The 12854-nt window shown below is 28.8% G+C and carries 18 protein-coding genes and 1 pseudogene; 1 reads left to right on the top strand and 18 read right to left on the bottom strand.

Going from position 1 to position 12854, the window contains the following annotated elements; genetic code table 11:
* A pseudogene (locus tag KQI38_RS22160) lies at positions 1-123 on the top strand (IS110 family transposase); the annotation flags it as partial.
* Between the two features lie 233 nt (positions 124-356).
* On the opposite strand, the gene KQI38_RS21805 reads toward KQI38_RS22160, so the two are convergent.
* The 18 genes from KQI38_RS21805 to KQI38_RS22715 all read right to left on the bottom strand — a co-directional run bounded on the left by KQI38_RS21805 (position 357) and on the right by KQI38_RS22715 (position 12778).
* Positions 357-938: an NUDIX hydrolase gene (locus KQI38_RS21805; RefSeq protein WP_216563172.1), complete on the bottom strand. Its 582-nt coding sequence runs from the start codon at positions 936-938 to the stop codon at positions 357-359.
* A gap of 58 nt (positions 939-996) precedes the next feature.
* Positions 997-1605, bottom strand: a complete 609-nt coding sequence (locus KQI38_RS21800; protein WP_216563171.1) for a histidine phosphatase family protein — start codon at positions 1603-1605, stop codon at positions 997-999.
* A gap of 31 nt (positions 1606-1636) precedes the next feature.
* Positions 1637-2419: a hypothetical protein gene (locus tag KQI38_RS21795; protein WP_216563170.1), complete on the bottom strand. Its 783-nt coding sequence runs from the start codon at positions 2417-2419 to the stop codon at positions 1637-1639.
* 109 nt (positions 2420-2528) lie between these two features.
* On the bottom strand, positions 2529-3434 hold the full coding sequence (locus KQI38_RS21790; RefSeq protein ID WP_216563169.1) for an aminoglycoside phosphotransferase family protein: 906 nt from the start codon (positions 3432-3434) through the stop codon (positions 2529-2531).
* 68 nt (positions 3435-3502) lie between these two features.
* Complete coding sequence (locus tag KQI38_RS21785) at positions 3503-4147, bottom strand: nucleotidyltransferase domain-containing protein (RefSeq protein WP_216563168.1); 645 nt, start codon at positions 4145-4147, stop codon at positions 3503-3505.
* Positions 4148-4149: 2 nt separating this feature from the next.
* Positions 4150-4392: a hypothetical protein gene (locus tag KQI38_RS21780; RefSeq protein WP_216563167.1), complete on the bottom strand. Its 243-nt coding sequence runs from the start codon at positions 4390-4392 to the stop codon at positions 4150-4152.
* 188 nt (positions 4393-4580) lie between these two features.
* Complete coding sequence (locus tag KQI38_RS21775) at positions 4581-4901, bottom strand: hypothetical protein (RefSeq protein ID WP_216563166.1); 321 nt, start codon at positions 4899-4901, stop codon at positions 4581-4583.
* Positions 4902-5348: 447 nt separating this feature from the next.
* Positions 5349-5579, bottom strand: coding sequence for a PF20097 family protein (locus KQI38_RS21770; RefSeq protein WP_216563165.1), 231 nt, complete (start codon positions 5577-5579; stop codon positions 5349-5351).
* A gap of 201 nt (positions 5580-5780) precedes the next feature.
* Entirely contained in the window at positions 5781-5966 is a 186-nt protein-coding gene (locus KQI38_RS21765) for a hypothetical protein (protein WP_216563164.1), read from the bottom strand.
* A complete protein-coding gene (locus KQI38_RS21760; protein WP_216563163.1) occupies positions 5967-6632 on the bottom strand; it encodes a hypothetical protein in 666 nt (221 codons plus the stop codon). It lies immediately after the preceding gene.
* Positions 6633-6790: 158 nt separating this feature from the next.
* Complete coding sequence (locus tag KQI38_RS21755) at positions 6791-7339, bottom strand: GNAT family N-acetyltransferase (protein ID WP_216563162.1); 549 nt, start codon at positions 7337-7339, stop codon at positions 6791-6793.
* Between the two features lie 104 nt (positions 7340-7443).
* On the bottom strand, positions 7444-7950 hold the full coding sequence (locus tag KQI38_RS21750; RefSeq protein ID WP_216563161.1) for a GNAT family N-acetyltransferase: 507 nt from the start codon (positions 7948-7950) through the stop codon (positions 7444-7446).
* Between the two features lie 182 nt (positions 7951-8132).
* Positions 8133-8765, bottom strand: a complete 633-nt coding sequence (locus KQI38_RS21745) for a VanZ family protein (protein WP_216563160.1) — start codon at positions 8763-8765, stop codon at positions 8133-8135.
* 382 nt (positions 8766-9147) lie between these two features.
* Positions 9148-9834, bottom strand: coding sequence for an HAD family hydrolase (locus KQI38_RS21740; RefSeq protein ID WP_216563159.1), 687 nt, complete (start codon positions 9832-9834; stop codon positions 9148-9150).
* A 282-nt stretch (positions 9835-10116) separates the two neighbouring features.
* Positions 10117-10599, bottom strand: coding sequence for a GNAT family N-acetyltransferase (locus tag KQI38_RS21735; protein WP_216563158.1), 483 nt, complete (start codon positions 10597-10599; stop codon positions 10117-10119).
* Positions 10600-10742: 143 nt separating this feature from the next.
* On the bottom strand, positions 10743-11468 hold the full coding sequence (locus KQI38_RS21730; RefSeq protein ID WP_216563157.1) for an HAD family hydrolase: 726 nt from the start codon (positions 11466-11468) through the stop codon (positions 10743-10745).
* A gap of 151 nt (positions 11469-11619) precedes the next feature.
* A complete protein-coding gene (locus KQI38_RS21725) occupies positions 11620-11859 on the bottom strand; it encodes a hypothetical protein (RefSeq protein ID WP_216563156.1) in 240 nt (79 codons plus the stop codon).
* Positions 11860-12046: 187 nt separating this feature from the next.
* Positions 12047-12778, bottom strand: coding sequence for a methyltransferase family protein (locus tag KQI38_RS22715; protein ID WP_216563155.1), 732 nt, complete (start codon positions 12776-12778; stop codon positions 12047-12049).
* Between the last annotated feature and the right edge of the window lie 76 nt (positions 12779-12854).

Raw genomic sequence — 12854 nt, 5'->3', positions numbered from 1 at the left:
TACTTTATGCTTAAAAAATTTCAAGGTAACAGCCATTATGCAGCTCTCGGCCATGTTGCTCATAAGTTGGTTCGTGTAATATTTAAAATACTAAAAGATAATGTTGCCTTTAATTTAGAATAATTTTTAGAAAAATATATTTTTTAAAAGCATATTTTAAATAGGCTTATTTTGTCATGCCTTTTTTAGATATAATTATTTTTAAAAAAATTTATCTTTTTTATCTTGACAATTCATAGTTGGTCTCCTTAAAAAATATAAATAATTTCTACTTATCTATAAAATCTACCTTGCATAAGTATCCTTCAACGCTACAAGAATTTAAGAAAGCTTGCATGGCTTTTATTACTCCTAAACTAATAGCTTATAATCTTATCTCTAATAAGCAAAGCCCTATGAATTAATTTATTATATAAATAAACATCATTAGAATCAAAGTAATCCTCAGTAAATCTATCCAAAGCAAACCAATTAACATCACTGTTTTCATCTTCATTTACTATAAGTGTTTCTTCTTCACTTGCAATAAGAATATATGCTACTGAAAGGTGTAAATGTGCACTAACATACTTATTTTTTCTCACATGTCCAAATACAGGTAGAATATCAATAGATACAATGTTTTCTGTAAGAGCTGTAAAGGTATTTATACCTGTTTCTTCCTTGGCTTCTTTAATTGCAACATGTAGAAAGTCTGCATCACCATCAACATGTCCACCAGTCCAAGCCCAAGTATTTCGTATATTGTGATGAACCATTACTACCTTATCCAATGACTTGTTCATTATAAATCCAGAACTCGTAATATGTGCAAATTCATTTTCTCTTAACAAAATATTATGAGGAAATCTCTCGATATAATCAAGAATTACCTTTTTATCTTGAATTTCCTGTTCGTTGGCAGGAAGGAAATCAACAATTTGTTTTATATAATCCATTTATGTCCTCCTTAAATCATCCTAGGTAATGAAAGAAATATCTATTAAATCTATTAAATCAATTCAAATGATGTATGTAGTTACTTAAAGTTATTTTCATTTTTCCTTCATCTAATTCGACCTTATGTATACTTGTGTTTCCAGACTTGAAAATCTTATTTTTATTACTCCATTCAATCTCCTCTATTAAATGATATATAATATTTATCACTCCACCATGTGTAACTACTAATATATCTTCATTTTTGGCGGAAACTTCGTCTACTAACTTATAAAACGTTCTTTTTATTCTATATAAAAATTCTCTTGGACTTTCTCCTCCTGGATATCTTTCATCCATTCCCAATGTGTTAAAGTACAAATCTGGAAATGCTGTTTCAGCTTTTTCATTTGACATGCCAGCCATTATTCCATTGTTATGTTCTCTCCATTTCTGGTCTAATTCAACTTTCATTTCAGACTTTTTAGCAATATAGAATGCTGTTTCTTTTGATCTATTTAAATCACTACTAATTATTCTAGTAAAATTAAATCTTTCTTTATTTTCATGTAAATATTCAGCAAGTATCTGAGCTTGCTTCTTTCCTTCGTCCGCTAAACCTCTTTGGCTCCATCCTCCCCTAAATCCTTCCTCTTCCTTTCCATGTCTTACAAGATAAATAGTCATGCCTATACCCCCTAACCGTTTTATGTTTGACCTATCTATCTATCAAATCCTTCTTTACTAAATGCATCTTAGCAAAATGTCTTTCTTCGTTATATATAAAGCCTAAATCCATATATCCTTTATCTAAAAACCAATCAAGTGGACCATTTGGAAATGGAGTATTCTCAGAAGCTACGACTATTATGGAATTAAAACCCAAGTTAGGTAATTCTTCCTCTAACTTTTGCAAGGGATATGTCTTATAATCACCATCTTCACTAGAAGCAAAAGAACATGTAAGGAATGCTATATCCTCAGCCTTGGGTATAGGATATGGAACTGCTACTGAAGGAACAAATTCTGCTCCTCCAATACAAACTTTATTTAAGTAATGGAGTTTTCCAATGTATGGGAGATTATATTTTTCCCTTAAAGTTTTTATCCAATTTCCTTTCTCATTACAATAAACATTTTTCTTAGAAGAAGAACACAGATCACAAGTATCTATAATTGTTTCTTCTGTTAAGTCTTTTATATCTCCTATAATAATATTATTACTTATTTTAACATTATAAGGTCTCACCTTTGGTATGATCCCATTTAAGATACTTTCTAAGCTATCCATAGAAATAGGTCCATGCCATCTTAAATTATCATCAATCACAATCATATTAGGGGAAAATATATTTAAATATTGAGCAATCTTATGATTTTTTGATATATCAAATAAATTAATTTTACATCTCTTATCACTTACAAGAGTACTTAATAAACTTCTTATTTTATAATTATGGGGACATTGATCTTCCCAATAATAAAAATCAATTTTTATCATATTCTTCACATCCTTAACTAGCATATATTTAAGAGCTTCTTTTATTATGTTTACTATTTTATATGGCTAGTATCAGAGAAAATACAGTACCCTCTACACAAAAATAGTATTATATGAAATTTTCACAAATGATATTACTTAATTTTAGTTCTAAATCTATCATCTTTTTTACACTTTCAATAAAATTTGGTTTATTACTAGAATAAAGTAATAATGCAAGCATGCCTCTCAATATCCACAACTGAATATTTTTCTGTAATTTTTCCCATTGGAAATCTCCCATATAATTTTTATATTCTTCGTAGAAAGTATATAAAAATTTATAAGCAAACTCTTTACCTAAATCAAAGTTAATCATAGATGTTAAAGTAGCTGCAATATCAAAATGATGGTCTCCTCTTCTAACTTCACCAAAATCAATAATATACACTTGTTTTGAGTTATAAATCAAATTCCATTTACCTAAATCTCCATGTATAAATGTATTTTTTATATTTTGATATGTAACCATCTCATCGATTAATTCTTCAAAATTACTCGTAGTAAATGTGGAGCAATCAAATTGTTTTTGAACATCTTTCCATTTATTCTTAGTTTGTTTCCATATATCTTCTAAACTAAATCTATCTTCTTGTTCAATCAAATCTGTATTATTTTTTAGCTTACTATGTAATATACCTAAAACTCTTCCCAATTCTTTAAATGTCTCCAAATCATTTTTTATAGGCTGAGAAGGTATATATTCCTGTAGGTTATAGTAATTTCCTAAATAATGGCTGTATCCGATATTAGATTTAGTTGTAATTATTTTGGGACAGATATCATTAGCTAAAATATTTGATATGGCATGTTCCGCAATTCCTTGATCTATATTTTTTAACTTTCGTAGAATCCATTTGCCTTTATCCGATAAAATATAACTTGCGTCTGAAGTATTTCCTTTATTCATTGGTTCCATCATTAGTATTTTCCCAATAGAATAATCATACAGTATATTCTCAATATTTTCATTCATACATTTTTCCTCCATTAGAACAACATAAAATCTCTATAACTTAACCACCAATTACAGACAAAAAATACTTACTTAATCCATGGATGTCCCTCTGGATATGCTATATTCATAGCATTTATAAACCAATCATATCTTTCTTTTTCAAGCTTATTTATTACTGCATCAAAGTCATGTTTATAATCATTATTCTCATAATTTCTTGACTTATAAAGTAATATAACTTCTGGAGCGAGAATACTAATTTTATCTTTTTTTATAAAAGCCTTATCTGTATTAATCATAATGTTGTGATTTTTTTGATAATAAAAAATCCCATTTTCTACTTTATTAAATAAAACTTCTATAAAATCTAGCTCTGTTTGTTCTCTATCAATAAACTTCACATATTTAAATACGCCATCGGTTTTCTCAGTCTTTATAAAGTCAGCATCTTTTTTGTAACACCAAATATTATCAAAATATAATTCTGAATGCTTAAGAGCAAATTCTACTGGCACTAATCTTCGATTACCAACGGGCGCATCTATCTCCCACCCCTTTGATTTTAGGTACTGAATACATACTTCCATATCATCAAAACTAACAGTTATATCTATATCTTTATGCTTCCTTGTTATACTTCCTAAGAAAACATCAATAGCAAATCCTCCACAAAGATGCCACTCCACGTCCATATCATATAAATGATTACATAAATCATCCAATAGCTTCATTTTTATTTCCTCACCTTATTTATCTTTTCATTTCCACGTTTGAAATTTCCAGTAATTTTAGCCATAATTAACTGTAACTCTAGGGTACCTGCTTTTTCTATTTTAGCTAAAAACTTCTCACTCTCTTTACCTTTCAGTATCATTACTTGTTTTTCATGCCAATATATAAATACTTTATTATTTTTTGATACTCTATATGAAAAACACTCTTCTTGAAGTCTATTATGTTTGTCTATATTATTCAACTATATCATCTCCTAAATGAATGATCCTAAATAAATGTGCTTACTCCCTAAAAACTTTAAGTTACAACTTACCTTTATGCCTATTTTAAATACATATCTGTGAATTTAACCCCTGAGAAAAACCCCATTCTATGATACATTCCTTCAGCTGGATTACCAATAGTAACACACAATATTTTCTCTAGTTATTACTTCTCATTATTATCTATATAGGTTTCACAGGCTTGAAGAATTATCAATAGAGTTTGACAAATGATTTTCCAGATTAAAATCGATATGATTAAGAAACCTATGCCGATTAAAATACCAAGTATTATATTAGGGCCAGATGTAAAAGTAAACCAACCGGGTGTCTCTGCTGGAATCTGACGAGTTGCTGGAAATAAAACAGCAAAATATTTTCCTATCCAAAAAGCTGGAAGAAATAAAGTAAATATTCCTATATGAAAAATTCTCTTCATAAGATTAAAAGCAGAATCTTTTTCGAAAGATAAAAAGTTCTTAAGCATAACATAATACCTCCTTGATTAAGATTATCAATAATGGCAACCAACTAGTAACTATCTATCTTAATACTATTCTACATTGTTCCCTAAATTCCTTCTTTTCTCAAAATATTCTTTGGTAATCTTATACTAAGTAATCTACAATACAAAAAGGCTATAATAGTCAGATGATTATTATAGCTTTTCATTGTCCTTATATTATTTTCAATTTTTAAATATTTGTTAGTGTATTTATCATTAGCGGCACTACTTACTTTTTTCTTGAAAGGACTTTATAGATTAAACTCGCTCTAATGTTGCCTCCCTATAAATAATTTTTAGAAACTTATTTTCAAACAAATAAATTGACAAAACATTTAAGTTAAAGTCATGATCCTTAGTAACATCTTTTTTTCTTTAATTTTTCACATAATATAAAGATTCTGTATTAAATGATATTACAAATTATACTTATTTTCTTTGATCAATTTTGTTTTCCACATCAATAATAATTTTCCTACAATTTTCACAGCAAAATGATTCCACACTATTATTCATAAATGCATCCGAGAGTTTTATTCCCCTTGCAAACCATTGAAATATAACTCCTTTATCTTTTTCTTCTGGAATCCATTTAAGAGAATACCTATCCCCATATATAAATCCTCGTTTCATTTCTTCTCCACAATATGGACATTTCATATAACATCCATCCCTTCATCTTTAATACAGATAACTCTCATTGAATATAACTCTATAAAGCAGATGCCTTAACTATATCTCCTCGCTCCACATTATAGTCATAATTTACATCTAATAATAAGTGAATTTTATAATTCAAACAGAGTCTTCAAATTTCTTTAAATGGTCTCATACCATGGTGTGCTATAACAGGAATCCAGTTTAGGAATTCGCCACGAACCTCATTAATATATGATAAGCATTTTCCACTTCACCCCAAGTATCTTCCCCGCACATTATATCTGAAAAATATGCTGTATATGAAAAGTTGCTTCCCAAATCATCAACATAAGTAACATTATTACGGCCATATTTTGCCAGATCACTATGTTCTCCTAATCTTTTCATTTAATCAAGGCAATGTCTATCCCAAAATATATTTGTTTTTTTCGCCTCGTCTTTTGAACTATACACTATAAGTTTTGATGTGTTTCTGATATTTGATATTAATAATTCAATAGATTTGGGGTTTTTAGAAAGTTTAAGTATCTCTGCAATCTCGGATTGGCGTGCAAAATATTGGAAATTTTTCTCCATTTCTTTTACTTCCATAGTATTTATATCATAAGGTATCTCCATCTGTTCGTACTTAATGATATCTCGCCAATACGGATAAAAAGTAATAAGTTCTAGAAAATCCTTTAGACTATCTGCAATTTTGCCATAATTCCCTTTGTGATTTACATATCCAACTGGATAGTCATCATCTACTATATTACTTATACCTCCAATTGTACCAAAGCAATTCCCTTTACTATCAACAGCAAAAATTGAAAACTTAGGCACAGGATAAAATTGAAAATCATCCAATGTCTGAGTGGTACAAAAAATCACATCACAGTTTTCTTCGAGTAGTTTATAAATTTTATGTTCTCGTTCATTTTCAGGAACTGGAACAACGATTTTTCCCGCTAGAACAACTTCGATTTTTTTACCTTCCTCAGGTTTAATAAAATAGCTTATCGCTTTATTTTCTTTTTCAATATCTATTAATAACTTTTGGAATATATCCATTACCTTCAATCCTTCCTGTTATATAAATATTTTACTTAATATAATCTAACAATCATGAAATATAGATTCCTCTCTCTTTTTCTATATCCTCGGACACTATGCTAGGGATAACATCAGCATTTTCATATTTACAAGCCTCTTCTATATTAGATAAGTTTTCATTTCAAAGTATTTCTGCTATTGCTAAATCTAAAAATTAATCTATTTCCATCATCTTCTGTTTCTGAAACTTCCTCCTGATAATTTCCATCTGTATAATTTTCAATGGTTTTTCTCCAAAAAGTTTGTGCTCTTTTATTACCTACATTAGGGTTTGTCTGCAATTCCCAGGTACCAAGATGATTATTAAACACTTTAATTGCTGCTTTTTCTGCTACTCCCTTTCCCCTATAACTTCGTAAAACAAAAAATTCATTTACATAAAAATCACTACCCTGTGGTGTATAAGGAGGTGTTGCTATTAAAGCAAAACCTGCTGGAATGTCATCTACTTTTATTAGGTATGGGAATAATATTGATTGTTTAGACCACCATATATCAAAAACTTTGTTTTGCTCATTCAAAGTCAAAATTTCGTCTTCTTCAAAAACTCCGTATTTATTTGGTTTCCATTCCCATATCTCAGATAAATCGTGTAAATATAATGGATATAAGTTATTTATAATAAATTTAGTACTTTGATCTGTCAAGTTTAAGGTTACTTGCATTTACTTCACTCCTTTATGTCCTATAACATCTCCATAACGTGATGACACTTTCTATTACTAAATAAAGTTTACCACAAACCATATTTGTTTCTAGATGAGATATTCTAATATTTTTTAAAATTAAATCCTAATATTTTTACATCTTCATCTTTGTCCAATATTTTATCATAGTTTTTTCTAAGCTGTATTAAATTTAGATGATTAAATCCAAAATCCCTATATAACTTTATTGCTCCAGTATTTCTTGGTATGACATCTACAAATATGGCCACCACATTCTTTTCAATCATTAATTCATCTAATTTCTGCATAGCATATTTCCCAATTCCTTTATCTCTATGTTGTTCTAATATAAACAAATCTTCTAACCATGCTACATTTTGACCACCAAATCTAACATAAAAGAATCCTACAGGTTCATCATCTAAAAATATATTATATACTGTCCCTTCTTCAATCCAATTCCTTAGAGTTTCTTGAGATTGTTCATCAGTCTGCCAGTATTCTTTAGGAGCATTATTTAGTTTCCTATGATAATTCATTAACTCCGTAATCATTTTTGCAGTAATTAAAAATAGATCATCTGATAGTTCATTGATATAAATATTCATATTTTTTCCCCCAATCAAATTACAGTAATATACCTGAACTAGTCCCTAAAGATAGACTTCCTTAATGGAGTTTTCCTACCAATGGTTCAAGCATATACCCTAATCACTTTTTCCACCTATTTTCCTTCACACAAAATAGAAAATGTATCTTAAGTAGAACTACAAATTATACTCATAATTTCCTACAGTATAATACTCCAAATTTTATTTGCAATTGCCGGCTGGATAAAAAACATAACCAATATTATTATTACGAAAAGAATAGTTCCTTCCAATTTAATTATTTTATCCTTTGAAACATCTTCCGTTAAACAAATTTCTTTTATTAGCTCAGGCTTTTTCTTTGAAAAAATCTTGAAAAGCATAAAACCAAGTGATGTGCCTAAAGTGTTCATAATCAAGTCATCTATATCCGTTGTACGATAACAAAATAGTTGGGAAATTTCAATTAGCAATGAAAGACCAAATCCGGTAAATATCGTTCTCTTGGATGTTTGATACTTTGTCCACAATGTTGGAAGCAAGAAGCCAAAGGGTACAAATAGAATTAAGTTCAGTAAATACTGAATAAAATTTCCCACAACATTACAAAAAGGAATATAATTAATTGTAACATCAAAATGTAGCGAATGAAAAGAAGGTACTCCAGTGGCTGCAAATATAGCAACTACAAAAAAGGTATATATAAAAGTTACAATCTTATGTTCAATAGAAACCTTATCTTTTTCAATCAATATTTGAAATAAAGCTAACATAAAAAACACAACCAAAATACCAGAAAAGGTTTCTATTCCTATTGCTAAAATTCTAAACATATAATCTTCTCTCCTATCATCTTTTTCAATATGTTAATTCTAATTTATTTAGAATAATTCCATTAATCGTAGAATAACATTTAAAAATATATTCGTCATCTTTACAACGTTTTCTTTTAACCAAATAATACCTAAAAAATAATCACGATATTACAATTTCTTATAGCATCATCAAACCTTTTCTAATCATCTCTCCTAAATGCTACTAATCCTATGTTATAAAAATCGACAGCATATTTTCTTCTATAATCCTCGGTATGATATGAAGAATATGGTGTAACATGACTTCAGATCACACTAAACAATTCATCATATCACATTCAAATTTGAAACCTTTATGGTGTAATCTTCTATCTTTAGAGCATTAACAAAATCAAAATGATTATATATTAAGTATTGGAAATAACTCATTTAAAGACTCAGTTTCATAATCTGGCTTTATATGGAATCTTTTTCTATAATTATGTCTATTTATCCAACATGTATCTATACCTGCTCTATTAGCACCTATAATATCAGATGAAGAATCTCCTATATGTATTATTTTTCGTGGCTCTATATTGTAATGATTTATGACTTCTTTGAAAATCCTATAATTTGGTTCTCCTTTATAAGATTGTATGTCTTCTGATATAAATATCTTGTCAAAATCAAAATTTTCAATTTGATTTTTAATCATTTCAGTATCAGCATCACTTACTAAACACACTTTATATTTTTTATTAGCTCTATTAATAAATTCTTTACTATCATGATATAAATCTGCTCTATCATGTTCTTCCATAAAAACTCTTGTTGCATAGCTTGGGCAATATTTCACTTGGTTTTCTTCAAAAATGTCCTTAAAACTCTCAAAAAATATTTCCTTTAGACTTTTAAATTTGGTACTAGTACTTTCACTAACGTGAAACTTATCGACTATTTTGATTCTAACAGTTTGTACATATTTATCCCTTAATTCTTCATTATAATCTTCTTCTAGTATCCTTTTCCAGATATATTCAACTCTAGATTCTATATTTACTAATGTTTGAAACATATCTATGCAAATTACTTTATATTCTTTCAAAACTTACACCTCTTATATAAATTTTTAGATATCTAGTATTGTCTGTTTTCTAAGGAGATTTTTTCACATAACAGTCTCAGCATTTCAAATATACATCATCTTTACATATAGCTTGTCTACTAGCTTAGATAATTGCTATCTTCAATAGACATGGTACCATCTTAGTCAACTGAAACACTTGATTTGTCTCGCCTAGAATTTCATCCTTAACTTAGTCAAGGCAAGCTAGAGTGCTATGTTTGTAAAAGTATCTTGCCAATATACTATTGCTTCACAAACAATTTATAAAGCTTTTCTTATTTCAAAGTATTTTGATTCAATTCCGTCTTCAACAAAATTTTCTATTTCAATAAATCCAGCTTTTACCATTAGGCTTATCGAGCCATAATTATTAGAATACGTAAATGCTCCTATTTTTTCTATATCAAACTTACTAAAAACCTCTTCAACAAAAATTTTTGTAACCTCTGTCGCTATCCCTCTTCCCCATAGTTCTTTTTCAAAGATAAGAATACTTAACATAGCCATTTTCTCACTATTTTCATCTATACTGTAACACCAAATATCTCCAATATACTTTCCTTCAAAATAGATTACTTTTCCATAACTTGATGCATTTTCCTTAAGGGATTCCTCAAATAATATTATTGATTCCTCTAGGGACTTACTTACAATAGGGAATAATCTTTTTATTTCTTCATCTTGAGTCTTATTCCAAAAAACAGTAACATGATCTAATGTTCTCGCTTTTAGTATTATGTTCATAAAAATCATCCTCACAAAATATAAACTATTTTTACTTCATATTTTTTAACTACCTTTTATTAATTAATTTAACACCTAAGATTATGTCCTCGTGCACCTTTAAGCAGATATAAGGTTAGCTGAAGTCTAAAATAAAACTTGAATTACAACAAATCTATCAATTCTTTCAATTTAAATATTTCATTATCAGGCTTAATATCAGTATCATTTAAAGTAAGATTCTTATTGAACCATATTCCAGTTAAACCTAATTTTTGTGCTGGCTCTATGTCACTTTTAAGATTATCTCCTACCATTATGGCATCTTCTGGATTAACTTTCATCCTATCAAGAGCAATTTCAAATACTTGTTTTTGGGGTTTGGATATTTTTAAATAGTAACTAAATGTAAACACGTCTATGTACTTAGCTAGTCCAACTTTCTTAAAACAATTGATCATGACCTCATCATAAAGTCTTGAATTTGAAATAACACCAATCCTATATCCTTTTTGTTTGATATTTTCTAATATATGATGAATGTTTTCTTCAGTCCAAACGTCATTCCTATATTCTGTATAAAAAATGTCTAATGCTTTTATACACATATCTAAGTCTAATTCTATATCATATTTTTTTAAAAAGCCATTTAAATAGTCTTCTACTGCATATTCTGTATGATTAATTTTTCTTAAAGGCATAACCTTTTGCCATTCATCAAAGAAATGTTTTTTTACATCATTAAACTCCACTTGACGATTATATTGCTTAAGAAAATTTGTTAGATGTTTTATTCCAATAATATCTTTTTCTTCGTCAGTTTTTCCAAAATGAAAATGTAATAATGTGTTACCCATATCAAAGAAAATTACTTTTGAACTCTTTGTCATCTTTTCCTCCAAACATTGTTTTTATAGTCAATATACATTGCTAAAAATTTCAGCTAACGTCGCGAGGTTTAGCAGTGTAGAATTTTTCCTAGATTATTTCCTTCCGATACCGATAAACCTCTGTTATATGTCGTTTCGTTAAGCCTAGTATTTAGCTACTCATACTCTTTAAGTATGTTTGACATTTATTAATCCATAGCCTTTCATACTCTTCTGGAGTTACTATTCTATTAGCCAGATCTTTATCGGCTTCTTCTATAGTGTTTATCTCATATTCTAATACTCCAATAACATTATCCTCTTCACATGCAATTAAAGTAGTATTATGAATTAAACTCTTCTTGTACTTTATATACTTAAAGTCATTTTCTCTAGCTCTGTAAAAATCCATTTTATTACTTCCCCCTTTAATTCTAAAATTTTCCTATAATAGTTTCACTCAATTTACACATGAATTTAGTCTAGAGATGACATATAACGTCCAGATATTTACAACGTCCTTGAATCCCCCTAGTGTACCTTTATGAAAATATAGTATTATGTGATGAACTCCATGCTACAGAAAAATTCTTTTCAATCTACCATATATATGGAAGAAGCCTATATTTTGTTCTATTACAATATTCAACATAACCGACTAATTTTTCTTTCAACATCTTATCTTCCAAATATGTTCTAATCACTATGATAATAGATATAAGAAATGATGGAATCATCACATATACTGATCCAAATACAAAAGGTATCGCCATAGCCCATAGTATTATAGCCAAGTAACCTGGATGGCGAATAGCTTTATATGGGCCTGAATCGCAAATATTCTGTATTCGATCATTTTGTATGCGTGATGTAGCCTCAAAATTCGCATTTTCTTTCATAGCCCATACTGCAAGAAAAGAAGATAGAATTATAATTGCCAAAGCAGGATACATACAAAATATAGGTACACTAGACAAACCGAATCTTATATCAAAACCAGCAACAATATAAATTATAAAAAACGCCAGTGATATATATAACTTAAGCAATATCTTATCCCATTGTTCAGTATTATTTCTTTCCTTTGCTCTTTCATTTAAGACCTCAGGATTGCGTTTTGATAAATAGAGTATTCCTAATATAGTCGAAATTGTATAAACAGCAAAATAAATCCACCCCTGATGATTCTTAATGTCCCAGAAGAAACAAAAAACAGAATAGCTCCAATAATAACTTAGAAAGCGACTTTCACTAGATAATCGACTCCACTCTTTTCCAATTTTGTATACATAAAACCACCTCTCCGATTCAGTTTGCAACGAGTAATCCACTTTATTCGCAGTGTTTCACATAACATCTTAGTATTTCCCAGTTACAGGTAGTGATCAATCCTTAGATAGCTACTTT

The sequence above is a fragment of the Tissierella carlieri genome (assembly GCF_018917285.1).
Taxonomy (GTDB): domain Bacteria; phylum Bacillota; class Clostridia; order Tissierellales; family Tissierellaceae; genus Tissierella; species Tissierella carlieri.
The sequence above is the reverse complement of the archived record's forward strand: the minus strand, read 5'-3'. Positions and strand labels throughout refer to the sequence as shown.

What these genes read in the sequence shown, in the direction of transcription:
- KQI38_RS21805 (WP_216563172.1), bottom strand. Translation starts at nt 938, where the DNA reads ATGGATTATATAAAACAAATTGTTGATTTCCTTCCTGCCAACGAACAG.
- KQI38_RS21800 (WP_216563171.1), bottom strand. Translation starts at nt 1,605, where the DNA reads ATGACTATTTATCTTGTAAGACATGGAAAGGAAGAGGAAGGATTTAGG.
- KQI38_RS21795 (WP_216563170.1), bottom strand. Translation starts at nt 2,419, where the DNA reads ATGATAAAAATTGATTTTTATTATTGGGAAGATCAATGTCCCCATAAT.
- KQI38_RS21790 (WP_216563169.1), bottom strand. Translation starts at nt 3,434, where the DNA reads ATGAATGAAAATATTGAGAATATACTGTATGATTATTCTATTGGGAAA.
- KQI38_RS21785 (WP_216563168.1), bottom strand. Translation starts at nt 4,147, where the DNA reads ATGAAGCTATTGGATGATTTATGTAATCATTTATATGATATGGACGTG.
- KQI38_RS21775 (WP_216563166.1), bottom strand. Translation starts at nt 4,901, where the DNA reads ATGCTTAAGAACTTTTTATCTTTCGAAAAAGATTCTGCTTTTAATCTT.
- KQI38_RS21770 (WP_216563165.1), bottom strand. Translation starts at nt 5,579, where the DNA reads ATGAAATGTCCATATTGTGGAGAAGAAATGAAACGAGGATTTATATAT.
- KQI38_RS21765 (WP_216563164.1), bottom strand. Translation starts at nt 5,966, where the DNA reads ATGAAAAGATTAGGAGAACATAGTGATCTGGCAAAATATGGCCGTAAT.
- KQI38_RS21760 (WP_216563163.1), bottom strand. Translation starts at nt 6,632, where the DNA reads ATGGATATATTCCAAAAGTTATTAATAGATATTGAAAAAGAAAATAAA.
- KQI38_RS21755 (WP_216563162.1), bottom strand. Translation starts at nt 7,339, where the DNA reads ATGCAAGTAACCTTAAACTTGACAGATCAAAGTACTAAATTTATTATA.
- KQI38_RS21750 (WP_216563161.1), bottom strand. Translation starts at nt 7,950, where the DNA reads ATGAATATTTATATCAATGAACTATCAGATGATCTATTTTTAATTACT.
- KQI38_RS21745 (WP_216563160.1), bottom strand. Translation starts at nt 8,765, where the DNA reads ATGTTTAGAATTTTAGCAATAGGAATAGAAACCTTTTCTGGTATTTTG.
- KQI38_RS21735 (WP_216563158.1), bottom strand. Translation starts at nt 10,599, where the DNA reads ATGAACATAATACTAAAAGCGAGAACATTAGATCATGTTACTGTTTTT.
- KQI38_RS21730 (WP_216563157.1), bottom strand. Translation starts at nt 11,468, where the DNA reads ATGACAAAGAGTTCAAAAGTAATTTTCTTTGATATGGGTAACACATTA.
- KQI38_RS21725 (WP_216563156.1), bottom strand. Translation starts at nt 11,859, where the DNA reads ATGGATTTTTACAGAGCTAGAGAAAATGACTTTAAGTATATAAAGTAC.